Genomic DNA, 24,864 nt, shown 5'->3' on the forward strand with positions numbered 1-24,864 from the left:
CGATCCCGACGGCCCCCTTCGGGCTTCCCTCACAAAATCCTCCCCTTCGGCCCGAGGATGCGGCGAGTTGCCTTGACGACCATGACCGTCCCGACTACCCTCCCCGGGCGAGCGATTCCCCCGAGGAAGGGGGTCCCGGGCCGGAGCGCCCGGGGACGCCGAAGGAGTGGAACGCCGATGAACCGTCCCGCCGCCGAGCCCTTGAGCGTGCCGGCACTCGACCTGAAGGCCCAGTACCGGACCATCCGAGACGAGGTCGAACCGATCGTCCAGGAACTCCTGGAAAGCCAGATGTTCGTCCTCGGGCCGAACGTCGCAGCCCTCGAAGCCGAGCTGGCTGCCTACTGCGGGGCGTCGCACGCCGTCGGCTGCGCCTCGGGGACCGATGCCCTGCTCCTGCCCCTGATGGCCTGGGGGATCGGCCCGGGTGACGAGGTGATCACCACCCCGTTCACCTTCTTCGCCACCGCCGGGGTCATCTGGCGGCTGGGGGCGAGGCCGGTCTTCGTCGACATCGACCCGGTCACCTACAACCTCGACCCCGACCGCCTCGCCGCCGCCATCACCCCGAAGACCAAGGCCATCATCCCGGTCCACCTCTACGGCCAGGCGGCCGACATGGACCCGATCAACGCCATCGCCGCCGAGCACGGGCTGATGGTCCTCGAGGACGCCGCCCAGGCCATCGGCGCCGGCTACAAGGGGAAGCGGGCCGGCGTGCTCGGCCACGCCTCGGCCTTCAGCTTCTACCCGTCGAAGAACCTCGGCGGCTTCGGCGACGGCGGCATGATCACCACGAACGACCCCGAGCTCGCCTCCCGGATGGCCCGGCTCCGCGTCCACGGCATGGAACCGAAGTACTACCATTCCGAGGTCGGCCTGAACTCCCGGCTCGACGCCTTCCAGGCCGCGGTGATCCGCGTCAAGCTCCGCCACCTCGACGCCTGGACCGCCGGCCGTCGGGCCGTGGCCGAGACCTATCGCGACCTGTTCGACGAGGCCGGCCTGGGTGCCCTGATCACCCTCCCGGTCGAGCAATCCAGGCGGATCCACGTCTACAACCAGTTCGTCATCCGGGTCGACCCGGCGCTCCGCGACCGGCTCCGCGCCACCCTGGCCGAGGCCCGGGTCGGGACCGAGATCTACTACCCGATCCCCCTGCACCTGCAGGAGTGCTTCGCCTCGCTCGGCGGCCGGCCCGGCGACTTCCCCATCTCCGAGGCCGCCGCCCACGAGACGATCGCCCTGCCGATCTACCCCGAGCTGTCCCGCGAGGCGCTCCGGCACGTCGTCGGGGTCATCGCCGACGCCTACCGGTCGGCCGGCTTGCTCCCGACCCGCCGCGAACACGCCGCCTGAGCCGTCCGACCCTTGCGACGCGATCGAGCGTCCGGCCCCGGTTTCCCCCGGGAACCCGGACGCTCCGATCCCGCGTCAAGAGACCTCAAGCCCGGCGACGCCTTGCCCCGCCGGGTCCTTTCGGCTCAACGATCCAGGCCGTCGCGATGCCTCCGGAAGAGTCGAGGGAAACCGCCCTTCGCCTCCTCCGGACCCTCCTCGACCGCCGCTCGATCCTCGACCGATCGCAGCCCCTTCGGCGTCAGGCGATCGCGGAGCCGCTGCATCCGCATCCCCAGGCGGTCCGACAACCGGGTCGGCTCGAACAGCGAAGCCGAGGGATCGGCCGGAACCGCTCGCCGGTCGACCCAGCTTGGCGCGGGGTTGGTCGGCCGCTCCTCCGGCCGGACCGAACTCGGGCGAACGGCCTCGTCCGCTCGGGCGGGTGCCCTGGGCTCGAGTCCCTGGAACGGGTCGGCCGAATCCGAGGCGAACGGGTCGTCCGGGAACACGTCCGGCAGGTCCGGGATGGCGGCGTCGATCGGCCTCGAAGCCGGTCCCTCGGGTGCCTCCTCCGCCTCCGGGGCCGGATCAGGTTCAGGATCCGGGGCCGGATCCGGGGCCGAGCCGGATCGGATCGCCTCCCGGGCGTGTCGCAGGGCCGACACCGGCCTTCGGGTCGAGGCAAGCTGGGCCTCCGGATCGGCCGAGACCTGCGGCGGCGCCGCGTAGGTCTCCAGGTCGATCCCCGCCGCCAGGATTGGGACCGCGTCTTCCGGATCCGGGTCGATCAGGGGCGACCGATTCTCCACAACCCTCGGGTTCGGATCGTCGGATCGGGGCGGCACCCCCCGGTCTTCGGCCCGCTCCGCGACCCGATCCGGGCGGTCGACCCGTATTGGAGCCGGAGCCTGCGTCGGAGTCGATTGCGGTTCCTCGGCCCGAGCGTTCAGCCGGGCGAGCAAGCCGCCGCCCGCGTCCGACGGCCGCCTCGGGCGATCGGTCGGGGCGTCCTGATTCCGCGGGGGCGCCGTCCGGGCCATCTGCGTCGCGGGGCGATCGGCCGGACCCTGGCTTCGCCCTCCTCCTCCGCCCCGGGGCGCGGCCGAGGGCGTGTCCCCTCGGCCGGCGAGCTGGCCGCCGCCGACCGTCAAGGGCCCGCCGGCCGGGCCTGTCCCCGATCCCTGGCCCAGGCGGGCCATCTGCGGCACCCCGGCCGTGGTGTACGAACCCGGATCGCTCATCGGGCCCGCCGAGAGCGGCGCGGGGCTCAGGCGGGCGATCGGGTCGGCCGGGCGCAAGAGCCGGGCCGGAAAACTGCCTGCCCCGGAGACGGCCAGCCCCTCCCGACGCGCCGGGCCCGCACAGCCGGACGCCATCAGAATCAAGCAGACTCCCCCCAGGGCACACGATGGGCCGAGACGCATGGCGACTCCCTCCGCCGTTGCCGCACTTCAATCAAGACAGACCCGGACGGACTCCTTCTCGCCCGCTTCGGAACACCCCTCATCATCGGCCCCGGCCGACCCCCCGGTTGCCCGAACCCCGGGGGCGATCCCGGGCCGACCGGCTACGACCGCCACGGTCGTCAGGACCGGACCCTCGGTCTCGATCCAACGCCGACGGTCGACACCCTCTCCGCCCGCAACGATCCCGGGGGCAGGAAGTTCCGTCCCCCCCGATCGGGTCGAGGCGCCTCGCCGGGCTCTCCCCCGGCAAACCTCGCGTTCCCCTACCCGGCACACTCCGGTTAGGATGGGCCCCGGCCCGTGCGTCTCGATCGGACCTGCCGGGACGTTTTCTTTCGACTCTGGTGCAAGGCGGGCAGAGGCGACTCTCGGTCGGGACACGCCTCCCTCCCGAAGCCCCAGCCAGGCAACGAGGAGAGCAAGTCGGATGGTCTCTCAAGACGCCGCCGAACGATTCCTCCACGCCTCGTTCCTCTCGGACCTCGACCCGAACGCCCGCCGGAGCCTGCTCCAGGTGTTGGAGGAGTACCGCTCCCCCTCGGGCACGGTCCTGCTCAGGCAAGGGGAGCCGAACGACCGCATCCACTTCCTCATCGAGGGGACGGTCGCCGTCACTCGGGTCATGTCCGACGGGCACGAGGAACGCCTGGTCGACCTACACGCCCCCACCTCATTCGGCGAGATCTCCTACTTCCAGCGCAAGCCCCAGCTCGTCACGGTCGTCGCCGAGACCGACCTGCACTACCTCGTCCTGGGTCGCCAGGCCCACGAACGGCTCCGCGAGGACGACCCCCGGACCTCCGAGCAACTGGCCGCGGCCGCCATCCGCGTGCTCGCCGGGCACTTCGACCTGATCGACCGGCGGATCGCCGAACTGGTCGCCCGGCAGCCCGATCCCCAGCGAGAGGCGACGGAGTGGGAGAGCTTCCGGGCCCGCCTCTTCGGCGAGTCGACGCTCTGAACCGCCGGGCTTCGGCCGACTTTGCCGATCGCTCCGATTGCCCGGAGGGCGTCCGGGCCGGTCCGGCGATTCGACTCGTCGCCACCCCTCGGATCGATCGATCCCCTACGGGCGGAATCATCGGACGCGTCCCGCCCGCGCCTCGGGCCGGCCGATGGTCGCCGAAGGAGTCACGCATGAGCCTCGCGCGATGGATCGGACGCCGGACCTCCCGACTTCGAGGCAGCGATTCCGGCCGCCATCACCAGGCGCCCGCCCTGCCCGCGATCGACCGCCTCGAACCCCGGGAACTCCTCTCCGCCGACGGGTTCGACGTGGCGGTCCGATCGGCCTCGACCCCCGATTCTCAGGTGGTCGACCTGCAATTCGAGGTCCGGGGGCTGGCCGATGGTGCGCGACGGACCATCGACCTCGGGATCTTCCGGTCGGCCGACGAGCGGTTCGACCCGGGCCAGGACCTCCGGGTCGGGTCGGCCCGGGTCACGGTCGAGGGGGACGGCTCGGAGGTCGTCTCCGCGACCGAGCGTGTGACCATCGCCGGAGGTCTCCGGCCCACCCCGGCCCGGCCGTTCGTGATCGCCGTCGCCGACCCTTCGGGCGTTCTCGACGAGGCCGACACCTCCAACAACGGCGCCGGGTTCCGCAAGCGGGTGCTCGGCGTCGTGACGCACGGGGGGGTGCAGACCAGTTCCTATCCGCCGGCCTGGGCGGCCCAGCTGAGCGACGAGCTGCGAGCCATCGGCTACGACGCGGTCATGACCTTCACCTGGGCCGGCGAGAGCCGCACGCCCGGCGCGGCCTCGAAGCAAGGGGCGAGGCTCGCCAACATCGTCCTGCACGCCTCGACCCTCTTCCCCGAGGACGAGCCGATCGACCTGCACCTGATCGGCCACAGCCAGGGGACGGTCGTCAACAGCGCGGCCCTCCTGACCCTGGAGAAGCTCATCACGCCGCAGCTTGCGGCCGGGTTCACCCGGGCCACCATGCTCGACCCCCATGCCGCCAGCAACGGGGCGCCGGGCCAGGGCAGCTACACCCGGGACCTCGAAGGCTGGCTCACCAAGCACGTCACCTCGGCCTATCAATGGATGGCGGGCGACCCGTTCGTCACCATCCCCGACTACGTCGCCGAGGCCGAGGTCTATTACCAGCACACCCCGGTCGAGTTCGACGGCCAGGCCTGGAGCAGCAACCTCTGGGGACAGGCCCCGGTCGTCGGCCGGGCGCAGTACAGCGACCTGACCGGCCCCGGCATGGCCCACACGGGGACCACCGGGGTGCAGACCTGGTACTACCTCAACGTCGTGCCGACCCTGGCCGAGGGGGGCACCTTCGTCAACCCGACCGCCTTGACCGGCCGACTCCTGGCATCCCCGACCGATCGGACCCGGGGGGACCTGACCCGATCGGCGACCGTCGCCCCCACCTACTCCGGCACGGCCGCCCCCGGCGGGACGATCCGCCTGATGACCCAGACGGTCCCCGGCGGCGACTTCCAGGCACTCGGCGAGACGACCGCGGCCGACGACGGCTCCTGGTCGATCACCACCGATGAGCTTCCCCGGGGCCACTACCGGGTGATCGCCCGCGGCATCGTCCCGGCCGGTCGGGGCCCCTGGAACAACTTCTACCCGCTCCTGCCGCTCGGCCGCCTGGCCGTCCGGCCCGGTTGGGATCAGGTCCGGCCCGAGACGCTCGACCGCTTCGACCGCCTCGGCACGACCGATCCCCCCCCGCTCCGCCGCTCGGCCGACGGCCCGAAGGGGTTGCCCGCCCCGATCCCCGACCGCCTGATCGAGCGATCGACCCGGCCTCCCGAGACGTTCGAACTCTCCCCCGGCCGCGAACGGCTCCTCTCCCGGATGGCCGAGCGTCTCCTGACCGAGCAGGGCCGATCGGAGTCCTGAAGGGACAGCCGCCGCCGGCTGTCCCCCGATGGGCCGGGAACGCTCCGGTCACGCGATCGCCCCGGCCTTGTTCGCCCGCCGTCGCGGGCCGAGCCGAAGCGCCGTCTCATAAAGGGCCAGGTAACGATCGACGTTCCGGTCCATGCAGATGTATTCCTCCGCGGCCGGTCGGGTCGCGGCGGCGAGGCGGGAGGCGAGGTTCGCGTCGGTGATGACCTCGGTGATGCCGTCGGCCAGGGCGTCGGGGTCGACCGGCGTCAGCAGGCCGGCGCCGGTGTCGCCCAAAATATGCTGATAGTCGCCGTAGTTCGTCGCCACGATCGGCCGGCCGGAGGCGAGGTAGACGGCCATCTTCGTCTGCACCGAGTCGTTCTCGCGGCAGGCGAGCCGTGAGTGGACGAGCACATCGGCCCGGCGGGTCAGGGCGGTGATCTCGTCCGGGGTCTTGCCCGGAAGGACGATCAGGCGATCGCCAAACTTCCCTAGCTGCGCCCGATACGCCTCGCCGACCTCGATCGGCCCGCCGACGAGCACGCAACGGGCCTCGGGCACGGCCTCGGCCACGCGGGGGAAGCTGTCGATGAGGATCGGCACCCCCTGGTTCGGGTCTCGGATGTTGCCGACGTACATCACCACCTTGTGCCCGGGCTCGATGCCGGGGATCTCCGCCGGCGGGCCGGGGGCGTAGTCGGCCAGGTTCACCCCCGGGTGGATCACCGCCACCCGGTCGCTCGGCACCCCCTTCTCCTCGACCACAATCTTCTTGACGCCGTGGCCGAGCACGACCACCCCACTTGCATACCGGCAGACCCGGCGCTCCAGGGTCCGGTAGGTCCGGAAGACCAGGCCGCGGCCCAGGCGATCGCGCTCGACCTCCTCGCCCAGCAACGAGTGGATCGAGTAGATCAATGGCCACTTGTGGAGTTCGCAGGCGGCCAGTGCCCGCGTCGCGCCGCCGTAATGCTCGGCGTGGATGAGGTCGAACGGGAACCGCCTGCGGATCTCGGCCATCCCGCCGATCCAGCGCGACGGGGTCAGGGTGAACGAGGGTGAGCCTTCGAACTCCCCCTCGAACGGCACGTCCCAGGGCCTCCGGAGCTTCAAATATGCATGGGCCACGTCCAGCCCCCGGCGCTTCAAGGCCCGGAAGACTTGAATTGCCAGCATGGCCGTGCCGTCGGTCTGCCCGACGATCGGGAACGAGGTGACCATCAAGATGCGCATCGTTCGGGGACCTCCTTGCCCGGGTGTCGATTCATCCGTGAGTCGCCCCGGCCGGTCGGCACCGGGCCGGGGCGTGCCGCCGATGATAAAGGACCGCCCGGCCGGGGGGGAAGCCCAATCACTGCCGGAGATCCGGTCCGAATGGCCTTGCCAGCCCCGGCCGATCGGGCTACCATCCCCGACGCAACCGGGCATCTCCGCCTCGACTCGATCGCCCGGACCGACACCCAAGGGACGACCACGAAGGATCGACGCCGGCCTGTCCCCGCAGCGCCGGCGGCACGTTGCCACGAGGGCAAAAGACATCATGAAAGTGCTCGTGACCGGCAGCAGCGGCTTGATCGGCTCGGAGGCCGTTCGTTACTTCGACGCCAAGGCCGACGCCGTCTACGGTATCGACAACAACATGCGGGCCGACTTCTTCGGGCCCGACGGCGATACCTCCTGGACCCTCCGCAACCTCCGGGAATCGTGCGACAACTTCGAGCATCGGAGCCTCGACATCCGAGACCGGGGGGCGATGCTCAAGGTGATCGAGGACACCCGGCCCGACCTGATCCTCCACTGCGCCGCCCAGCCGTCGCACGACCTGGCCAAGTTCCGGCCGTTCGACGACTTCGACGTCAACGCCGTCGGCACCCTGAACCTGCTCGAGGCCACCCGCCTGCACGCCCCCGAGGCCGTGTTCATCCTCATGAGCACGAACAAGGTCTACGGCGACGCGCCGAACGAGCTCCCCTTGGTCGAGCTGCCGACCCGCTACGACTACGCCCGGCCCGAGGACTACGAAGGCGTGGCGGAAGACTGCCGGACCGACCGCAGCACGCACAGCCTCTTCGGCTGCAGCAAGCTGGCCGGCGACATCATGACCCAGGAATACGGCCGCTACTTCGGCCTGAAGACCGGCGTCTTCCGCGGCGGCTGCCTGACGGGTCCGTTCCACAGCGCGGTTCCGCTGCACGGGTTCCTGGCCTACATGGCCCGCGTGGCGATGAACGGCGGGACCTACAACGTCATCGGCTACAAGGGGAAGCAGGTCCGCGACCAGATCCACAGCGAGGACGTCGCCCGGGCCTTCGAGGCCTTCTACCGCGACCCGAGGCCCGGCGAGGTCTACAACCTCGGCGGCGGCCGAGGGAACGCGGCGAGCCTCCTGGAATTGCTCGACCGCTTCGGGCAGCTCGCCGGCCGGACGATCCCCCAGACGTACGAGGAGACCAACCGGGTCGGCGACCACATCTGCTACATGACCGACCTGCGCAAGTTCCGCTCGCACTACCCCGACTGGGAGCTGACCTTCAGCCTCGACGACATCGTCGACGACGTCTTCCAGACCCTGCACCGGCTACGCCCGGTCGCCACCACCGCCAAGGCGGGCTGAGACGGCCTGGGGCAAGGAGCAGGAGGAATCATTCTCGGCATGCCGGTTGCACTGGGCATCCCCCGTGCAACCGGCCAGTCCGCCCGTACCGCCGAGGAGGTTTCTCAAATGTTCGTACATCGCAAGCGCCCGCTGTTCCCGGTCAAGGTCGGCGAGGTGAACGTGAAGTTCGCCCAGAAGCTGCTGGAGCAGTTCGGCGGCCGATCGGGCGAATTCACCGCCATGACCGAGTACTTCGTCCAGAGCTTCGGCTGCGATCACAAGGGGATCCGCGACCTGCTCATGGATGTCGCGACCGAGGAGATCGGCCACCTGGAGATGGTCGGCCTGATGGTCGAGCAATTGACCAAGGGGGCCGAGCGCGAGGAGGCGTATGAGGACACCCTGTTCTCGGTCATGGGCAAGGGCCCTCACTTCCTCGACTCGATGGGCAACGCCTGGACGAGCGACTGGATCCGCTCGTCGGGCGACCCCGTGGCCGACCTGAAGCACAACATCTCGGCCGAGGCCGGCGCGAAGATGGCCTACGAGCGGCTCATCAACCTGACCGACGACCCCGGCTGCAAGGAAACCCTGACCTATCTGATGGCCCGCGAGATCTCGCACCAGAAGATGTTCCAGATGGCCTTGCAGAGCCTCGGCAAGGAGTTCGAGGGGGAACTCGAACCCGAGACCGAGCTGAACACCTACTACAACCTCTCCGACGACGGCCAGGGGGATGTCGGCCTCGGCACCGACGAGCGCGGCCCCTGGAACGAGGGCCAGTGGCAGTTCATGGACAACCCCGACGAGGCGCTCCGCTCGAAGGTCGAAGGCCCGAAGGGCTGAGCCTCTTCCGGGATGACTCCCCTGCTGCCGAATGCCAATCCTTCGAGGGCGGCGAACCCGAACCGGTTCGCCGCCCTCAGTTCGTTGCAGGGGCGATTTCCCGGAGTTCCCGAGTGTTCCAACAGTTGGCACTTTGGTTACGATGGTGGAGTGATCGCCGAAGCTCGATGTTGGTCTGACAGGCCGTCCCCCCATGCTGAACGATACCCCCGACCCGTCCCAGACGTCCGAGGCCCTCGGGCCGATGCCGATCGAGGTGTCGGCGCGGGTGAGGAACCTGCCGCCGTACCTGTTCGGGAAGATCAACGCGCTGAAGGCCCAGAAGCGGAGGGCCGGCGACGACGTGATCGACCTGGGGATGGGCAACCCGACCGACCCGCCCGAGTCGTGGGTCGTGGACAAGCTCTGCGAGGCGGCCCGGGACGCCCGGAACCACCGCTACAGCGTCGCCCAGGGGATCGACAACCTCCGCCGCGAGGTGGCCAAGCGGTACGAGGTGCGTTTCGGCGTGACGCTCGACCCGGACGAGGAGATCGTCACCACGATCGGCTCGAAGGAGGGGTTCAGCCACATGTGCCTGGCCCTGCTCGGCCCCGGCGACACGGCGCTGGCCCCGGCGCCGACCTTCCCGATCCACGCCCACGCCGTCGCCCTGGCGAATGCGAATGTGATTGCGCTGGACATCACCGATCCCGGGCAATTCCTGGCCAATGTGGCCCAGATGTGCACGCATCTGTACCCGAGGCCGAAGGTCCTGATCCTGAACTACCCGCACAACCCGACGGCCACGGTGGTCGAGACGGCCTTCTTCGAGGAGATCGTCTCCCTGGCCCGCCGCTTCCACTTCGCGGTGATCCACGACTTCGCCTACGGCGACATCGGCTTCGACGGCTACGAGCCGCCCAGCTTCCTGTCGGCGAAGGGGGCCAAGGACGTCGGCTGCGAGTTCACGACGATGTCGAAGGGGTACAACATGGCCGGCTGGCGCGTGGGATTCGCCGCGGGCAACCGGGCGATGATCAACGCGTTGAAATCCATCAAGGGGTATTACGATTACGGCCTGTTCCAGGCGGTGCAGATCGCGGCGATCGTGGCGCTCCGGCACGGCGAGGAGGCCAGACGGGCCCAGGTGCTCGAATACCAGAAGCGGCGCGACGTGCTGGTCGAGGGCTTGAACCGGCAGGGCTGGAACGTCCCGAGGCCGAAGGCGGGGATGTTCGTCTGGGCGCCGATCCCCGAGCCGTGGCGGTCGCGGATGGGCTCGATCGACCTGGCCATGAAGCTCATCGAGGAGGCCGACGTCGCCGTCAGCCCCGGCCGTGGGTTCGGCGACGCCGGCGAGGGGTTCCTCCGGCTTGCCCTCGTCGAGAACGACCAGCGCCTCCGCCAGGCCGTCCGGCAGATGACCCGATGCCTGCGGACCGAGTCGAAAGAGGCGTGAGCCTCGGCCGGTGTCTGCTATCGCATTCTCTGGAGCCGTTTCCGTTTGGTCTTGGAGTCCGGATCGGGGGACGGAGCCCCCTCCTGCAGCCTTGTAGGGTCCGCTGTGCGGACCTCCCCCGCACCGGGAGGCCCGCACAGCGGACCCTACATGTGATGAGTCGTCAAAAAGCATGAGGAGTTGTCAAAGAGCGGGAGAGTGACGCGGTTTGTCATTCCTGGATTTCTTCCAGTTGCTCGACGGCGCGTTGCAGGGCGTGCAGGAGGATGGGGGCGGCCTGGGGTCCGATGCTGTTGACCTCGCCGTACTGGGCCTTGTCGCGGCCGTAGGCGAACGGGGGCTCGCGGTCCCACTGGCGGCGGGGGATGATGTAGCCGACCTCGTCGTTGGCGAGGCCGAGGATCAAGACAGGGCCGTCGGGAAGGGTGTCGAGCACGCTCGGCTCGATCGGGGCGTCGGGGAAGTCGGCGTTCGGGTCGGCGGGGTCCTCCACCCGGCCGGCGACCAGCTCGGGGTAGAGTTCGCCCGGGATCGCGGCGACGTGCAAGGCGCCGAGGCGGAGGCCCGCGACCTCGGTCCGGACCGCCAGGGGGCCGAGGATGTTGCGGCGGCCGAGCGACCGGCCCGGCGTGTACGGGTCGCCCGTCCAGCGGTCGCCCATGCGGTCGAGCACGCCGGCGGCCCTCGCCAGGCGGTAGAGCGGGTTTTCCAGGGGAAGCCAGACCGAGACGCTCGAAACCGCGAAGGGGGTGAGAGGGATTGGCGAGGACCCGGCGATCGCCCGGTCGGCCAGGTCGGCGATGGCCACGCCGTAGGCGTCGGCGAAGGCGAAGTCCCCTTCCTCGTAGAAGGTGCCGTCGGGTCGGGTCAGGACATCCTCGGCCGCGCTCATCAGGCCGCCGATGGCGCCGGTGAAATACGCCACGGGGCAGCCGTGCCGGGCTTCGAGGGTCCGGACGGTCGCCTTGGGGAAGTCGGCCGTGATCAGGGTGTTCTGGCTGCCGAGATTCTCCGGGTGGCAGTTCCACTGGACGAGCAGGCCGATCGGCGGGCCGTTTCCTTCGGCAGGGTCGAAGCGGAGGACGCGGAGGACGCCGTCCTTGACGACCGGGTCGCGGCTGTCGGCCAGCAAGGCTTCGTCCTCGGCCGTCCCGTACGAGGCGACGGCGGGCGCGAGGGCCGCCTCGGCCGATCGGACCGAGGCGACGATGCCGTCCTCGACCTGTTCCAGGTAGGCCCGGTCGACCCCCGAGACGACCGGCGAGGGCCCCCAGAGGCCGATCACATCCGGGCCTTCGTGGTTGTGGGTCGAGCTGACGAGGACGTAAGTTATGTCATTCAAGCGGGTTCGAGCGGACTCGACCAGTTCGAGCTGCACGCCGACCAGGTCGACCGAGACGAGGGCGATGGTCTGCGATCGGTGGCGGAGGACGACGGCGCGGGACCAGATCGGGTCGTGCACGCCGGTCGCCCGGCGGTCCTGGCCGTAGCCGGCGACGAAGACGGTGGGGGCGTCGGCGCCGACCTCGGGGGTGATGTCGGCCTTGCCGAAGCCGACGAGCAGCGCGTCGGCCTCTTGGGCGGTCGAGGCGGTCGTTCCTTCTGGAGCGGCCAACACCAACGCAACGAGCGGGGCGATCGTGGCCAGACCTCTGCGGATGATCCGAGCGAGCCTCATGGGGTGTCGTCTCCCGGGATGATGGTGCGGGCGGCCCTGCGTCAATCCATCCAGACGATCATGCCTGAGCGGGGCGCCCGACGCCAGGTCGCGGCCCGTCGGCCCGGAGACGGCCGGCCGGTTGCCCTTCCCAGGACCGTCGCGGGAGGCGACACTTGAGGCCATCGCTCGGGGCCGGCGTGCGGAGCGCCGGGCCGGGGCTCGGAATCCGCGAGCGAGCCAGGCCCCCTCACCACGGGCTTCTCCCCCGCTCTCGGGGGAGCAGGAGGCCATCTCACCCCTCGCCCCCAATGGGGAAGAGGGTGGCCGAGGGCCGGGTGAGGGTGCGGCGTTCGGCTTGCAACGGCCTCGACCCCTGGCAACGGCCCCCTCACCCCGGCCCTCTCCCCCGAGGGCGGGGGAGAGGGAGGAAGATGGGACCCTCACACTCATTTGCGGGGAAGAGGGTGGCCGGAGGCCGGGCGAGGGGGATGGGCCGTTGGGAATCGGCGGTGGAATCGGATTGAGGCTGGCACTCGAAGGCAAGGAGGAAGGGACGCGATGAACCCGTTCGTGACGATCGTCTCGGGATTGCCCCGCTCGGGCACGTCGATGATGATGCGGATGCTCGAAGCCGGCGGCATGCCGGTCGTCACCGACGCCATCCGCGAGGCCGATGTGGACAACCCGCGCGGGTATTATGAGTTCGAGCCGGCCAAGAAGACCAAGGACGACCCCTCGTGGCTCGACTCGGCCCACGGCAAGGCGGTCAAGATGGTCTACCAGCTGCTCTACGACCTGCCGGGCGACCGCCATTACCGGGTCCTGTTCATGAGGAGGAGCATGCCCGAGGTGCTCGCCTCCCAGAAGAAGATGCTCGCCCGCCTCGGCCGGGACGCGGGGGGGATCTCCGACGAGAAGATGGCCGCCCTGTTCCAGGCGCAGCTTTCCAAGTTCGAGGCCTGGGCCGTCCAGCAGCCGCACCTGTCGATCCTGGAGGTCGACTACAACCGGATGGTCTCCGACCCGGTCCCCCTGGCCTCGCAGGTCAACCAGTTCCTCGGCGGGATCCTCGACGAGGGGAAGATGGTCGCCGTGGTCGAGCCTGACCTGTACCGGAATCGAGGCTGAGCGGGTCGCTTGCCAGACGCTGCCATTCTGGCAAGTGGCTTTGTTCGGAACGAGTCCCCTGGCGACAGGGGGCCGCCATTCTGGCAAATGGCTTTGTTCGGTTGTGAGCTGTGGTGAGTGGCTCGCTGCCATTTCGGCAAGTGGCTTTGTTCGGTTTGGCGACGCATCGAAGGAGCGAACCGATCGGGGGCGCTCGTCGGTGCGCGAACCGGTGCGCCCCTGGTGCGCCGATCGGGGGCAAGCCGATCTGGCGCAACGTTTTGATTCGCATGTCGTTGAGGAATGGGGCGTTTGTTCGTTTCGTGAGGGTTGCGGGGCGAAGCCGATTTGAAGAAACGGCTGCGCGGTGCGATGCGGAACGGTGGAGCAAGGCGCGCGGCGTTGCGACTCGCCAAGGAGGTGAATCCAGGAAGGTGGTCGAGGGATCGAGAAGTTGTGCCGGTGGGGTCGCGTCACGGGAGGAAGCTCAGGGAGCTCAGGATGGAGCGGGGGCGAAGGTGATCGGCCGAATCGGGAGTCGGGGGCACAACTGAAAGGATCGGGAATTCAGGCAGGCTTAGTCACAAGAAATGCCCTCGACGGGGAAGATTGGGCAAGGCGAATGGAGGGAACGCATCGCGGGTTGCCGGAGGGCAACGCGAGGCGGGCCGGGGGGTTGTGTCGGGCGAGGAGCAGGGAGAGAATCGCGATCGCGAGACGATCCGCCCGTTCAACACATCAAGGCCTGAGCCGGGGTGCGATGGGGCACTCGGCGAGGCTCGGGCATGCCCTCGGGACGAAGGAGTCGCCGCCATGTCCGGTGATGCTGACCGGAATCTCTTGCTCGGGTTGCTGGCCTTGCAGAACGGCCTGATCGACCAGGGTCGACTGGTGGAAGGCTTCCGTGCCTGGTGCCGGGACTCGTCGAAGGGCCTGGCCGATCACCTGATAGCCCTCGGGGCGCTCGACCCCGAGGGGCGGGCGGCGGTCGAGGCGCTGGCCGGGCTCGTCCTGAAGCAGCACGGGGGGGACGTGACCGCCAGCCTGGCGGCGATGCGGGTGGGGGGCTCGACCCGCGATCGCTTGCGGGGGCTGAACGACCCCGACCTGAACGCCACCATCGACCACGTGCCCCCGGCATCGGGCGACCCGGAGGCCACCGTCAGCCACGCGGGTCGGGCGGGCTTCGCGATCGGGTCGAGCGCGGCCGAGGGGCTTCGCTTCCGGGTGCTCCGGCCGCACGCGAGGGGGGGACTGGGCGCCGTCTTCGTGGCGGTGGACGGGGAACTGAACCGCGAAGTCGCGCTCAAGCAGATCCTCGACCATCACGCCGACGACCCGGCCAGCCGCCAGCGGTTCCTGATCGAGGCCGAGATCACGGGGGGCCTGGAGCATCCGGGGATCGTGCCGGTGTACGGCCTGGGGGCCTTCGAGGACGGTCGGCCGTACTACGCGATGCGGTTCATCCGGGGGGACTCGCTCAAGGACGCGATCGCGCGCTTCCACGCCGATCGGTCGCTGAGGACCGATCCCGGCCGCCGATCGCTGGAGTTGCGGAAGCTGCTGAGGCGGTTCACCGACATCTGCAACGCGATCGAATATGCTCATGCACGAGGCGTGTTGCACCGGGACATCAAGCCGGGCAACGTGATCGTGGGCAAGCACGGCGAGACCCTGGTGGTCGACTGGGGCCTGGCCAAGGCGCAAGGCAAGGGCTCGGGCGTCGACCCGGCCGAGGAGCGGCCGTTGATCCCCAGCTCGGCCAGCGGATCGGCCGAGACGTTGCCGGGATCGGCGGTCGGGACGCCGGCGTTCATGAGCCCGGAGCAGGCGAGGGGCGACCTGGAGGCGCTCGGCCCGGCGTCGGACGTGTACAGCCTCGGGGCCACACTGTATGCCCTGCTGACGGGCCGGGCGCCGATCGAGGGGGCCGACCTGGCCGAGGTGTTGCAACGGGTCCGGCGGGGCGAGTTTCGCCATCCGAGGGAGATCGACCCGGCCATTGATCCGGCGTTGGAGGCGATCTGCCTGAAGGCGATGGCGCTCGAACCGGGCGACCGCTACGCGTCGGCCCGGGCCCTGGCCGACGACCTCGACCGCTGGCTGGCCGACGAGCGGGTCGAGGCGTACCCGGAGCCGTGGACGAGGAGCCTGGCGCGGTGGGTGTCTCGGCACCGATCGGCCGTGACCGGGGGGGCGGCGGCGGTGCTGGTCGGCCTGATCGGCCTGGGCGCCGTCGCGGTGGTCCAGACGCGAGGCCGGGCCGCGCTGGCCGAGACGAATCTGGAACTGGTCGAGACGAACATTGCCCTCGATCGGCAACGCTCCCGGGCCGAGGACCGCGAGCAGCGGGCCATCGACGCCGTCAAACGCTTCCGCGACGCCGTGGCCGAGAACCCGATCCTGAAGAATTCTCCCGAACTGGACGGGCTGCGCAAGACCTTGCTGCAGGAGCCTTTGGTGTTCTTCAAAGGCCTGCGCGACCGGCTCCAAGCCGACGGCGACACCCGGCCCGAGGCCCTGGAGCGCCTGGCCCTGGCGGCGTATGAGCTGAGCGAGATCAGCAATCAGATCGGCGACCCGCAGAACGCGGTTACGGCCATGAGGGACTCCCAGGCCCTCTGGAAGCAGCTTGCGGCCGATCACCCGGAGAGGGACGACTTCCGGGCGGAGCTGGCGACCAGCCACCAGAATCTCGGGGTGCTGTTGGCGACGGTCGGGGATCCGGCCGGGGCGCTCCGGGAGTATGGCGAGGCGGTGGCGATTCGGACGAGGTTGATGACGGAGTTCCCCTCGGTCGCCGAATACCGGAACAGCCTGGCCGACGCCGAGAATAATCGGGGGATCGTGCTCGCGGATCGCGGCGACCTGGAGGCGGCCCGGGAGGCATTCGAGAACGCCGTGGCACATCAGTCGGCGCTGGCGGAGGCCGAGCCGTCCGTCACCGCGTTTCGCAACGGGCTGGCCAGGACCCACAGTAATTTCGGGAATGTGCTGAAGATGATGGGGGATGTGGACGGAGCCCGTCGGCAGTACGAGGCCGCCGTGGCGATCCAGAAGGACCTGCTCGCCTCGGACCCGACGGGGATCGAGGTGCGGAACGTGCTGGGGGGCAGTTTGAACAACCTGGGGATCGTGCTGCGGACCCAGGACGACCTGGCCGGGGCGCTCGAGGCGTTCGAGGCGTCGCAGGAGATTCAGCAGACGCTGGTCGACTCCAACCCGACCGTGACCCAGTTCCGGTCCGGGCTGGCGAGGAATCACAACAATCTCGGCTTGCTCCGATCCGAGATGGGAGACCTGGAGGGGGCGCGGCGGGAGCACGAGGCGGCCGTGGCGATCAGGACCGCGCTGGTGCGTGACTTCCCGGCGCTCGTCGATTTCCGGAACCTCCTGGTGGAGAGTCACACCGCGCTCGGGAGGGTGCTGGAAGACCACGGCGACCCGTCGGAGGCGCGGCGGTCGTATGAGCGGGCGATCGAGGTCGGGGAGCGGCTCGTGCGGGAGGCCCCAGACATCCCCTTGTTCCAGCGAAGGCTCGGGAGCGTCCTCGACGACCTGGCGCTGCTCGATGTGGACGAGGGGCGGTTCGCCGACGCCCGGGACCGGTTGCTCCGGGCGATCGAATGGCAAGGAAGGGCGTTGGAATCGGCCCCGGAGGACGCGGACTTGAGGGAGTTCCAGATCCTTTCGTGCGTGAGCCTGCTGGACGTGGCGGAGGAACTCGGCGACGACGCGTTGGTTGCCCAGGCCGAGCGGCTTCTGGAGGAGCTTCAGGTCGGCGACCCGATGTTCGAGGTGCTGGAAACCTCGTTGAAGGCCGTGCTTGCGGGAAACGAGCCGGAGGACAACGAAATCCGCCTCGCCCTGGCCGATCATGCGTACGAGACCGAACGATTCGCCGCGGCGGCCCGGCTCTGGGGAGACGCGCTGGAATCGGATCCCGCGCTGGCCGATTCCCGAGAGGACCAGCATACCTACAATGCCTCCTGTGCCGCGGCGCTGGCCGCCGACGGCCAGGGGGTCGATGCTCCGGAAGGCCCGGAATCGCGGGCAGCGTTGCGGGCCAGGGCCCTCGGCTGGCTTCGGGACGAGTTGGAGCGGTGGTCGGCCCTGGCCGATCGGGCCGATGAGGCTCAGGCGAGGGAGATCGCCGAGACGCTGGAGTACTGGTGGATCGACCCGGATCTGGAGTCGATTCGAGACGCGGACGCCTTGCAACACCATCCGGAAGCGGAGCGGAGGCGGTTCGAGCGGCTCTGGCGAGACGTGACGCGGTTGCGGGAGGAGGCGGGAGGGAAGGCGGACGGGGCGGGATGATCCGATTCCGCGTGCTTCGCCCCGCATCGGGTTGACGGGCGTGCAAGAATTGCGGCGAGGCCCGGTCCGATCGGGGGATCGCGCACCGATCGGGGCGGGGGGAGGCGTCGAGATCGAGGGTCACATGGCCGCTTGCTCGGAATCGCGGGCCGAGGTTCGAGAGCCGATCGTCTTTTACGACGGGGAATGCGGCCTCTGCAATCGGTTCGTGCAGTTCGTGCTCGACCAGGACGCCGAGGGGCGGGTCTTCCTCGCGCCGCTGCAGGGGGAGACGTTCCGCGAACGGTGCCCGGAATTCGGGAGGCCGGACCTGTCGACGGTCTTGCTGCTCGACGGCGGCCGGCTGTACGACCGGTCGGGGGCGGCCTTCCGGGTGCTGCGCCGGTTGCGGTGGCCGTGGCCCTTGCTGGGCAGGCTTGGGTTGGTCATCCCCCGTCCGGTGCGCGACTGGGGGTACGACCGGGTGGCGGCCCGACGCTATCGCTGGTTCGGCCCGGCCGAGGCGTGCCGCCTGCCGACGGCCTCGGAGCGGGCTCGACTGTTGCCGTGACGGCTCGGCCGATGCGATCCGGTGTCGAGTGAGGGTCAACGGCCGGGGGATGGTCCCTCGCGCAAGACTGCGCGGAAGCCGGCCTGCTCGAAGTGGTGGTCGCCGGTGAGGGCCTCGGTCAGGCCGCGATCGGCCATGACGACGAAGGAGATGCAGTCGGTCAGGCTCCAGGCCTTGTCGGGGCGCCGGGCATAGAGATCGAGTCCGCGGTCGAACAGGTCGGGGTCGGCAGGGATGATCTCGACGGCCGGGTTCCTCCGAAGCCGTTCCAGCAATCGGAGGAACGCCTGACGGTTTCCCGGCGCGGCCAGCGCGTCGGCCACCTCGGTCAGGACCCACGCCGTGGTGACGAGCGGTCTGGGATCGTTCGAGGAGATCGCCAGGGAGCGCCGATGGGCCGCATCCCTGGGGTTCCCGATCGCCAGGAAGAAGAACGAGTCGGCGAAGCGCGTCGTCATCGCTTCGGGGTGCCGTGGAGGTAATGGTCGTGCTGCTCGGCCATGTCGGGCGGGAGTCTCTGGGCCTTCCCGGCGAACTCGGCCAAGGCCTGGGAGAGGTCGCGGAGCGCCTCGTCCGGTTCGATCGGCTGGATTTGCACCTTCGTCCCCTCGGGAGGCGGCGGCACTCCCTCATCCAGGACGACCACCCCGCCTCGCACTTCACCGGTATACGTCTGGGCCATGAATGGTCCCTCCTTCTTTATTGGAAAGTATAGCGGGAGCGGAGTCGGCGGGCGATCGCAAGGGTCGGATCGATCCCCATCCGGCCGCATCATGGCCCAGCGGTCCGACCCCGCGGGCCTTCGAGTCGATCGGGCCGGATCGTCACCTTGCCAGCGGGGAGACGCAGGCCGAGGGTCCCCCGTCGAGATGCCGATGGCGAGGCACGGGAGCGAATTGTCAGGGGCCGCCGCTGAAGTCGGGGGGCGGCTCGGGCCGATGGAACGGGTTGTGAGGCCGGCCAGGAAGGCCGGCGATCGGGTGGACTGCGTGCGGACCAGAAGAGGAGGGATGCTGCATGTCCCGCAAAGCGAACGACCTGGCCCAAGGGGGATCGTCGGCGTCGTATGCCGGTGCCCTGGCCCTGCTGGCGGTGGCCCTGGCGTTCCCGGTCGGGTTGATGGTCTTCAACCCGACCTTGATGTTCGAGCGGGGCTGGCATCAGTACGCCGGGACGGCCATTTATGCGTGGGCGGTGTTGATGCTCGTGCGCGAGTGGAACCGCCTGCGAGGGGACGAGCGGGCCTTCGCCGAGGCCCCGGCGCAGCTCGACCGGGTGGTCGGCGGCGAGGCGGTGGCCGCGACCGATCGGCGGTTGCTGCCGAGTCGATTGCGGCAGCTCGACGGCCACGCCCGGGGGCAGTCGGCCCCGACGGTCGGGCAGTTGATGGAGCTGAACCGCGAGGTCTCGGCCCTGGACCAGGAGCGGACGGCGGCGCGGTTCACCCTGACCCGATACATCCTGTACCTGCTGCCGGTCATCGGCTTCATCGGCACGGTCGAGGGGATCAGCCTGGCGCTCGGGAACATCAGCAAAGTCCTGCCGATGGTCAAGGAGCTGGACGGCTTCCTCGGGAATTTGACGGGGGTGACGTCGGCCTTGCAGGTGGCGTTCGACAGCACCCTGCTCGCGTTGTTCCTGAGCGCGGCCTTGATGTTCGTGCAGACGGTGATCTATCGCCTGGCCGAGGATCACCTGGCGAGGGTCGATGCCTGGGTGGTCGAGCATGCCCTGCCGCGTCTGGGCCGGCCGGAGGGGCCGGGCGAGGAGCTCGCGCCGCACCTGGATCGGATGCGGGAGGAGCTGATCGCGGCCCTGACCGACCGGCTGGGCGAGGGGTTCGGGCCGTCGGTCGACCGGTTCGCCGAGTCGGTCGGCACGCTGCCGGCCGCCGTGGGAGAGCTGAGGAGGGGGGCCGAGGCGATCGGCCGCCTGGGCGACGACCTGGGGGCCGTCGGAGAGGCGAACGAGTCGATCCGGCGGGTCCTGGCGGCATTGGCCCGGATCGAGGCGGCGTTGAACGATCAGCCGGCGATCGAGACGCAGCTCGAACCGATCCGGCGCGGGATGGACCGGGCGACGGTGGCCGTCGAGTCGCTCTCGGACCAGTGGACGGCCGCGTTCGAGCGGTCGAGCCGGTCAACTCAGGAGCAACTGGCCCGGACCCTGACGAGCCTGAAGGACGCGCTCGACCTCCTGCACGTGAGCATGGAACAGGGGAACGCCCTGTACCGGAACATCGTCCGCAAGATGTTCGAGGAACGGGCGGGGACGCTCGGCGGCGGTGGCGGCCAGGATGCCTCGAAGGCGGCCTGATCGCCGGGTCGGATCGGCCTTCGGTCCGTTCGAGTCGGGGCCGCCGGGGGTGGCGGCGCCGACTCGCGCCAGGAGATCGAAGGGCATCGCGCCCCTCTTTCCGTGGCCGGGGCCGATTGCCGCCGGGGGACTGGAGTTTCCGGCGGGATCGGCCGAAACCGAAGGCGGGGCCGGGCGAAAACGGACCGGTGACGGGTGACGGGGGCCGGTTCGAGGGCGTCGATCGGCCCCGCGGCCCGGGACGAATCAACGGACACAGGGTCGAGCAAGGGTCAGGGTGGGGGGGGCAATCGATCCAGGGGTGGTAGCTTTGATCGAGCGTCAGACCCGCAGGCGCAGTCCCCCCCTACCCCGGCCCTTGCTCGACGGGAAAAAAACCAGAGGGATGCGGCCGGAGGGGCCGATCCCGGCCTCGCGGCCGATCGCCCCGGATGGATTTCGAGAAGGCGGCCGGGCGAGGGCGAGCCCCGGACCGAGGCACACAGGAAGGAGATCGCACGACCATGCGTCGCGGACGTCGAGGCGGTCACGGTGTTCTGGAGTTCGGCGGCTCGGGCGAGGATTCGTTCGTGGCCGTGGTGGTCACGAAATTGACCGGGGCGCTCCTGTTCATCCTGCTCCTGGTCATGGTGATCATGGCCCTGATCCCCAGGGCGGTCGATTCGAGCGGGGCGGCGGCGGGGTCGGCCGGGGACGAGCCGGAACCGCTGGCGATCGCGACCCCGGGACGACTCCCCGAGGCGATCGTCGGCCGGCCTTACGAGCTGGCCCTGTCGGCGACCGGGGGGAGCGGCCCGTTGCGCTGGGTGATCGACGGCCCGATGCCGGAGGGCCTGGCGTTCGACGCCGAGCGGGGCCTGATCCGGGGGACGCCGGAATCGGCCACGCCGGGCCCGGTCTCGGTGCGGGTCCGGGTGAGCGACGGCCGTCAGTCGGACGGCCGGGCCTTGTCGCTCCTGGTCTATCAGCCCGACGGCCCGCTGAGCCTTCCGACCCCCCTGGAGGCGAGCCTAGGCCTGCCGAGGCTGCCGTGGCGGGCCTGGGGAGAGCTCGGTTTCGGCTTCCTGGTGCTGGCATTGGTGCACCTGGTGGCCATGAACGGGGTGGCCGCGATGCAGCGTCAGGCGATGACGCGGACCCCCGGCGCCTCGGGGTCGAGGCGGTTCGCCCTGTATCGGGGCGTGGTCCGGTTGGCGACCCTTTCGGCCGTCGTGGCGCTGGCCGGATGGCTCTGGATGCACCGGGCGACCGACGCCGGGCGCCCCGCCCCGGGCGCGACGTCGGCCGTGGCGACGGCCCCAAGCAATCATCCCCAGGTGTCTCGATGAGGGAGAATTGAAGATTTCCGGGTCCAATCGGGGCGGCGCAACGCTTAGAATGAGAATGAGATGGATGCTTCGATCTCAGGACGCCCTGAATCGGAGCCGCTCCGAAGCGAAGCGACCCGGACCCGGCACGCCGCCGGACCCGCACCCGCCTTTGGCGATTCCCTCACGAGACGGAGGACATCGGGGATGAACGTGATCGACCGACGGTATCCACTGACCGCGGCACTCCTGGCGGCGGGCCTCCTCGCACTGGCCCCTTCGGCCTCGGCGCAGGTCCGGCGCAATTTGGGGGGCACCCCGGGCTCGACCCCGGCCCAGACCCCCGGCGCCGATCCGTCGCAGGATGCCACCTCGGAGGCCGAGGAGGAGACGCCGAACATCCCCGGGGTGGTCCGGCCTCCGTCGGACGAGGAGGGTGAGGACGAACGGCGCGAGGTGGACCCGGAGACGGTCGCCCGGGTCGTGCAGATGCGCGGCCCGATGTGGCTGATCGAGCAGGAGCCGGTCCGGCAGGAATTGAAGATCTCCGACGCCCAGCTCGAACGGCTCAAGGCGGTCGACACCCAGATGCAGGAGACGCGTCGGGAAGCCTTCAGCCAGATGCGCGACCAGATGCGCAATCAGCGTGACCGGGGCGGCCAGCAGGGCGGACGCCCGCAACCCGGCGGCAACTTCCCCGGAGGGGTTCGACCGGGGGGCCCCGGAGGTTTCGCCGGGCCGGGAGGCGTCCGACCGGGCGGGCCGGGAGGTTTCGGCGGGCCGGGAGGCTTCGGCGGCCCCGGCGGCGGATTCCCGGGGGGCGACGCCTTCCGGACGATGATGACGCAGATGCAGCAGCAGAGCGAGCAAGCGGTCACGTCGCTGCTGAGCAAGGATCAGCAGAAACGGCTGAAGGAGATCATCTTCCAGGCCAAGGGGCCGATGGCCGTGACCGAGGTCGAGGTGCAGAACGCCCTGCAACTCTTGCCGTATCAGCGCGAGCAGATCGCCCTGATCAAGCAGGAAATGGAGATGAAGCAGGAACAGGCGAACAACGCCCGCCGGGACCTGTTCCGGAGCTTCTTCCAGCCGAATCAAGGGGGGCAGCCGGGCCGTCCCGGGCAGCCGGGTCAGCCGGCCGCCGCTGGCGGCCGTCCCGCCGCCGGGCAAGCCAACGCCAATGCCAATAACAACAATAACGACGACGACGACGACGACAATAACAACCGCAGGGGCGGTCGCCCGCAGATCGACCCCGAGACGCAGGCGAAGCTCGACGCCCTGGAAGCCCAGAGCGAAACCTACGAGAAGGAAGCCCTGCAGAAGATGGGCAAGGTCCTGAGCTCGTCGCAGATCAAGCAGTACAACCGCCTGCTTGGCCGGAAGTTCGACTTCTCGACGCTCGACATGCGGTCGGCGGGTCGGGGCGGCTTCGGCGGCGGCGATCGCGGGGGACGCGGGGGCCGGGGAGGCCGCTGATCGATCGCCCGGCTGCGACGCCGCGATCCCGAGGATCATCGCCATCCACCAACGCCGAGGAGGGGGGGACCACGGTTCCCGCCTCCTCGGCGTTGTGTCGTTCGTGAGGGGGAGCGGCACGGTTCGGGGAGGCTGGGGTTCTCCGGCGGGGCGATCCCCCGTATAAGGAGGCTCGCCCTGCGGACCGTCGCGGACGACCGATTGCGCCGGGACGGGAGGGGCATCGACCCGACGGGGGCGAAGGGTCAGGGTCCCTCTGCCTTTTGGATTCGGGAACTCAGAACGGAGTCGGCCCCATGCGGTTCGGAGCGCTTACGATCGCGGCGGCGGTGGCGATGGGCATGGCCCTGTCGGCATCCGGGACGGGGCAGGACGCGGGGGCGGGTGCAGGTCCGGGATCCGGGGCATCGTCCTGGCAGCTTCCGGACGAGGCGATCGGGGCCCGGCTGTCGCCGGTCTTGCTGCTCAGCCGGCAGGACATCCAGCGCGAGCTGGCGATCACTCCCGAGCAGGCCGTGGCGTTGGAACGGGCGATCGCCGAGTTGCTGGCCCAGGCGGCCAGCCTCCGGGGGCAATCGGGCCCGGATGCCGTGGCCGCGCGTCGGGCGGTGGACGAGGCCGCGCAGCAGTGGATCGCGGCCAACCTGTCGGACGAGCAGCAGGCGAGGCTGGCCCAGGTCGACCTGCAATGGCAAGGGGCCTCGGCCCTGGTGTCTCGGCCGACGATCGCCGCGAGCCTGGAACTGACCGAGGACCAGCAGCGCCGGATCGTCGCGACGCTGAACCAGGGGGCCGCCCCCGGCGAGGCCCCGATCACGGCCCACCACCGGATGCACCGCGACGCCGTCGGCGTCTTGACCGAGGATCAGCGGCTGCGATGGCTGGCGATGATCGGATCGCCCTTCGAGGTGATCGAGCAGCAGGCCTCGGCGGCGGGCTCGGAGCGGGCGACGCGCTGAGATGATCCGGCGCGGAACGGGGCGTGCCTGCTCCCCTTCATCCCTCGGATGCGGGGCCCGGGATCACGGGTCGCCTGGCCGGTCCTCGTCGGCCAGGCGGCGGAAGGCCGGATGGTCGCGGACCTGGTCGAAGTCGGACTCGTCGGCGATCAGGGCGCGGAGGGCCGGTTGCTGTTGCAGGGCGAGGGCCAGCTCCTGGAGGCAGCGGTCGAGATTGCCGGCGAGGCTCCAGTAGCAGGCGAGGTTGTAGGAGAGCAACGGCTCCGTCGGGTTCGACCGGCGGGGGCGGGTCAGGGCGTCGATCGCCTGGGCGAGGCGGTGCGTACGCTTGTAGCACCAGCCGAGGGCGACGGCCACCATCAGGTTCTCGGGCCGGAGCCGGGCGGCGGTCTCGAGGAAGTCGAGGGCCTCTCGGTGGCGCCCCAGCTCTCGGAGAGCCTCGCCGGTCAGATAACTGGCCTCGAACTGCATGGTGGCCCAGTCGGGCCGGGCCTGGAGGATTGCGAGCGCATGGGACGGCATGCCGAGTTCGAGGAACCCCTCGGCCTCGCGGAGCCGACGGATGGTCGGGTCGAGTTTCACGCCAGCCATGACACGCCACCCTCTGCCTGATCCGC

Annotated in this window: 19 protein-coding genes; 13 read left to right on the forward strand and 6 right to left on the reverse strand. The window is 69.9% G+C overall.

Annotated features, from left to right (window positions below):
* Window positions 1-177 precede the first annotated feature (177 nt).
* Window positions 178-1,359 carry a DegT/DnrJ/EryC1/StrS family aminotransferase gene (locus AB1L88_RS13020; protein WP_367097100.1) on the forward strand — a complete coding sequence of 394 codons (1,182 nt, stop codon included), beginning with the start codon at window positions 178-180 and terminating at the stop codon, window positions 1,357-1,359.
* 125 nt (window positions 1,360-1,484) lie between these two features.
* Here the strand turns inward: AB1L88_RS13020 and AB1L88_RS13025 are convergent, their stop codons facing one another.
* Window positions 1,485-2,765, reverse strand: coding sequence for a hypothetical protein (locus AB1L88_RS13025; protein ID WP_367097101.1), 1,281 nt, complete (start codon window positions 2,763-2,765; stop codon window positions 1,485-1,487).
* Between the two features lie 469 nt (window positions 2,766-3,234).
* On the opposite strand from AB1L88_RS13025, the gene AB1L88_RS13030 reads away from it, so the two are divergent.
* Window positions 3,235-3,768: a cyclic nucleotide-binding domain-containing protein gene (locus tag AB1L88_RS13030; protein ID WP_367097102.1), complete on the forward strand. Its 534-nt coding sequence runs from the start codon at window positions 3,235-3,237 to the stop codon at window positions 3,766-3,768.
* Window positions 3,769-3,944: 176 nt separating this feature from the next.
* Window positions 3,945-5,675, forward strand: a complete 1,731-nt coding sequence (locus tag AB1L88_RS13035; protein ID WP_367097103.1) for a hypothetical protein — start codon at window positions 3,945-3,947, stop codon at window positions 5,673-5,675.
* Between the two features lie 48 nt (window positions 5,676-5,723).
* Here the strand turns inward: AB1L88_RS13035 and AB1L88_RS13040 are convergent, their stop codons facing one another.
* On the reverse strand, window positions 5,724-6,899 hold the full coding sequence (locus AB1L88_RS13040) for a glycosyltransferase family 4 protein (RefSeq protein WP_367097104.1): 1,176 nt from the start codon (window positions 6,897-6,899) through the stop codon (window positions 5,724-5,726).
* A gap of 307 nt (window positions 6,900-7,206) precedes the next feature.
* Between AB1L88_RS13040 and AB1L88_RS13045 the strand changes: the two genes are divergently transcribed.
* From AB1L88_RS13045 to AB1L88_RS13055, 3 genes are all read left to right on the forward strand, one after another.
* Window positions 7,207-8,280 (forward strand): NAD-dependent epimerase/dehydratase family protein, encoded by a 1,074-nt coding sequence (locus AB1L88_RS13045; RefSeq protein ID WP_367097105.1) that lies wholly within the window; start codon window positions 7,207-7,209, stop codon window positions 8,278-8,280.
* A 108-nt stretch (window positions 8,281-8,388) separates the two neighbouring features.
* Complete coding sequence (locus tag AB1L88_RS13050; RefSeq protein ID WP_367097106.1) at window positions 8,389-9,108, forward strand: manganese catalase family protein; 720 nt, start codon at window positions 8,389-8,391, stop codon at window positions 9,106-9,108.
* Between the two features lie 193 nt (window positions 9,109-9,301).
* Window positions 9,302-10,549, forward strand: a complete 1,248-nt coding sequence (locus tag AB1L88_RS13055; protein WP_367097107.1) for an aminotransferase class I/II-fold pyridoxal phosphate-dependent enzyme — start codon at window positions 9,302-9,304, stop codon at window positions 10,547-10,549.
* 211 nt (window positions 10,550-10,760) lie between these two features.
* Here the strand turns inward: AB1L88_RS13055 and AB1L88_RS13060 are convergent, their stop codons facing one another.
* Window positions 10,761-12,227: a neutral/alkaline non-lysosomal ceramidase N-terminal domain-containing protein gene (locus AB1L88_RS13060; protein WP_367097108.1), complete on the reverse strand. Its 1,467-nt coding sequence runs from the start codon at window positions 12,225-12,227 to the stop codon at window positions 10,761-10,763.
* 540 nt (window positions 12,228-12,767) lie between these two features.
* Between AB1L88_RS13060 and AB1L88_RS13065 the strand changes: the two genes are divergently transcribed.
* The 3 genes from AB1L88_RS13065 to AB1L88_RS13075 all read left to right on the forward strand — a co-directional run bounded on the left by AB1L88_RS13065 (window position 12,768) and on the right by AB1L88_RS13075 (window position 18,186).
* Complete coding sequence (locus AB1L88_RS13065; protein WP_367097109.1) at window positions 12,768-13,337, forward strand: sulfotransferase family protein; 570 nt, start codon at window positions 12,768-12,770, stop codon at window positions 13,335-13,337.
* A 792-nt stretch (window positions 13,338-14,129) separates the two neighbouring features.
* A complete protein-coding gene (locus tag AB1L88_RS13070; RefSeq protein ID WP_367097110.1) occupies window positions 14,130-17,636 on the forward strand; it encodes a serine/threonine-protein kinase in 3,507 nt (1,168 codons plus the stop codon).
* A gap of 124 nt (window positions 17,637-17,760) precedes the next feature.
* Complete coding sequence (locus AB1L88_RS13075) at window positions 17,761-18,186, forward strand: DCC1-like thiol-disulfide oxidoreductase family protein (protein ID WP_367097111.1); 426 nt, start codon at window positions 17,761-17,763, stop codon at window positions 18,184-18,186.
* A 35-nt stretch (window positions 18,187-18,221) separates the two neighbouring features.
* On the opposite strand, the gene AB1L88_RS13080 is transcribed toward AB1L88_RS13075, so the two are convergent.
* Both AB1L88_RS13080 and AB1L88_RS13085 read right to left on the reverse strand, forming a co-directional pair.
* On the reverse strand, window positions 18,222-18,644 hold the full coding sequence (locus AB1L88_RS13080) for a PIN domain-containing protein (protein ID WP_367097112.1): 423 nt from the start codon (window positions 18,642-18,644) through the stop codon (window positions 18,222-18,224).
* Window positions 18,641-18,868: a hypothetical protein gene (locus AB1L88_RS13085; RefSeq protein ID WP_367097113.1), complete on the reverse strand. Its 228-nt coding sequence runs from the start codon at window positions 18,866-18,868 to the stop codon at window positions 18,641-18,643. Before AB1L88_RS13085 ends, AB1L88_RS13080 begins: the two co-directional genes overlap by 4 nt.
* A gap of 335 nt (window positions 18,869-19,203) precedes the next feature.
* On the opposite strand from AB1L88_RS13085, the gene AB1L88_RS13090 reads away from it, so the two are divergent.
* The 4 genes from AB1L88_RS13090 (at window position 19,204) to AB1L88_RS13105 (ending at window position 24,247) form a co-directional block, all read left to right on the forward strand.
* Window positions 19,204-20,502, forward strand: a complete 1,299-nt coding sequence (locus AB1L88_RS13090; RefSeq protein WP_367097114.1) for a MotA/TolQ/ExbB proton channel family protein — start codon at window positions 19,204-19,206, stop codon at window positions 20,500-20,502.
* Window positions 20,503-21,005: 503 nt separating this feature from the next.
* Complete coding sequence (locus tag AB1L88_RS13095) at window positions 21,006-21,830, forward strand: Ig domain-containing protein (RefSeq protein ID WP_367097115.1); 825 nt, start codon at window positions 21,006-21,008, stop codon at window positions 21,828-21,830.
* 186 nt (window positions 21,831-22,016) lie between these two features.
* Window positions 22,017-23,288, forward strand: a complete 1,272-nt coding sequence (locus AB1L88_RS13100; protein ID WP_367097116.1) for a hypothetical protein — start codon at window positions 22,017-22,019, stop codon at window positions 23,286-23,288.
* 296 nt (window positions 23,289-23,584) lie between these two features.
* Window positions 23,585-24,247 (forward strand): hypothetical protein, encoded by a 663-nt coding sequence (locus tag AB1L88_RS13105; RefSeq protein ID WP_367097117.1) that lies wholly within the window; start codon window positions 23,585-23,587, stop codon window positions 24,245-24,247.
* A gap of 63 nt (window positions 24,248-24,310) precedes the next feature.
* Here the strand turns inward: AB1L88_RS13105 and AB1L88_RS13110 are convergent, their stop codons facing one another.
* Complete coding sequence (locus tag AB1L88_RS13110; protein ID WP_367097118.1) at window positions 24,311-24,838, reverse strand: tetratricopeptide repeat protein; 528 nt, start codon at window positions 24,836-24,838, stop codon at window positions 24,311-24,313.
* Window positions 24,839-24,864: the final 26 nt, after the last annotated feature.

This window comes from Tautonia sp. JC769 (assembly GCF_040717455.1).
Taxonomy (GTDB): domain Bacteria; phylum Planctomycetota; class Planctomycetia; order Isosphaerales; family Isosphaeraceae; genus Tautonia.

Excerpts from the sequence above, each read along its gene's own strand:
- AB1L88_RS13070 (WP_367097110.1), top strand. The coding sequence starts at position 14,130 with ATGTCCGGTGATGCTGACCGGAATCTCTTGCTCGGGTTGCTGGCCTTG.
- AB1L88_RS13030 (WP_367097102.1), top strand. The coding sequence starts at position 3,235 with ATGGTCTCTCAAGACGCCGCCGAACGATTCCTCCACGCCTCGTTCCTC.
- AB1L88_RS13050 (WP_367097106.1), top strand. The coding sequence starts at position 8,389 with ATGTTCGTACATCGCAAGCGCCCGCTGTTCCCGGTCAAGGTCGGCGAG.
- AB1L88_RS13075 (WP_367097111.1), top strand. The coding sequence starts at position 17,761 with ATGGCCGCTTGCTCGGAATCGCGGGCCGAGGTTCGAGAGCCGATCGTC.
- AB1L88_RS13090 (WP_367097114.1), top strand. The coding sequence starts at position 19,204 with ATGTCCCGCAAAGCGAACGACCTGGCCCAAGGGGGATCGTCGGCGTCG.
- AB1L88_RS13045 (WP_367097105.1), top strand. The coding sequence starts at position 7,207 with ATGAAAGTGCTCGTGACCGGCAGCAGCGGCTTGATCGGCTCGGAGGCC.
- AB1L88_RS13095 (WP_367097115.1), top strand. The coding sequence starts at position 21,006 with ATGCGTCGCGGACGTCGAGGCGGTCACGGTGTTCTGGAGTTCGGCGGC.
- AB1L88_RS13110 (WP_367097118.1), bottom strand. The coding sequence starts at position 24,838 with ATGGCTGGCGTGAAACTCGACCCGACCATCCGTCGGCTCCGCGAGGCC.
- AB1L88_RS13060 (WP_367097108.1), bottom strand. The coding sequence starts at position 12,227 with ATGAGGCTCGCTCGGATCATCCGCAGAGGTCTGGCCACGATCGCCCCG.
- AB1L88_RS13035 (WP_367097103.1), top strand. The coding sequence starts at position 3,945 with ATGAGCCTCGCGCGATGGATCGGACGCCGGACCTCCCGACTTCGAGGC.
- AB1L88_RS13040 (WP_367097104.1), bottom strand. The coding sequence starts at position 6,899 with ATGCGCATCTTGATGGTCACCTCGTTCCCGATCGTCGGGCAGACCGAC.
- AB1L88_RS13020 (WP_367097100.1), top strand. The coding sequence starts at position 178 with ATGAACCGTCCCGCCGCCGAGCCCTTGAGCGTGCCGGCACTCGACCTG.
- AB1L88_RS13100 (WP_367097116.1), top strand. The coding sequence starts at position 22,017 with ATGAACGTGATCGACCGACGGTATCCACTGACCGCGGCACTCCTGGCG.
- AB1L88_RS13055 (WP_367097107.1), top strand. The coding sequence starts at position 9,302 with ATGCTGAACGATACCCCCGACCCGTCCCAGACGTCCGAGGCCCTCGGG.
- AB1L88_RS13065 (WP_367097109.1), top strand. The coding sequence starts at position 12,768 with ATGAACCCGTTCGTGACGATCGTCTCGGGATTGCCCCGCTCGGGCACG.
- AB1L88_RS13105 (WP_367097117.1), top strand. The coding sequence starts at position 23,585 with ATGCGGTTCGGAGCGCTTACGATCGCGGCGGCGGTGGCGATGGGCATG.
- AB1L88_RS13025 (WP_367097101.1), bottom strand. The coding sequence starts at position 2,765 with ATGCGTCTCGGCCCATCGTGTGCCCTGGGGGGAGTCTGCTTGATTCTG.
- AB1L88_RS13080 (WP_367097112.1), bottom strand. The coding sequence starts at position 18,644 with ATGACGACGCGCTTCGCCGACTCGTTCTTCTTCCTGGCGATCGGGAAC.
- AB1L88_RS13085 (WP_367097113.1), bottom strand. The coding sequence starts at position 18,868 with ATGGCCCAGACGTATACCGGTGAAGTGCGAGGCGGGGTGGTCGTCCTG.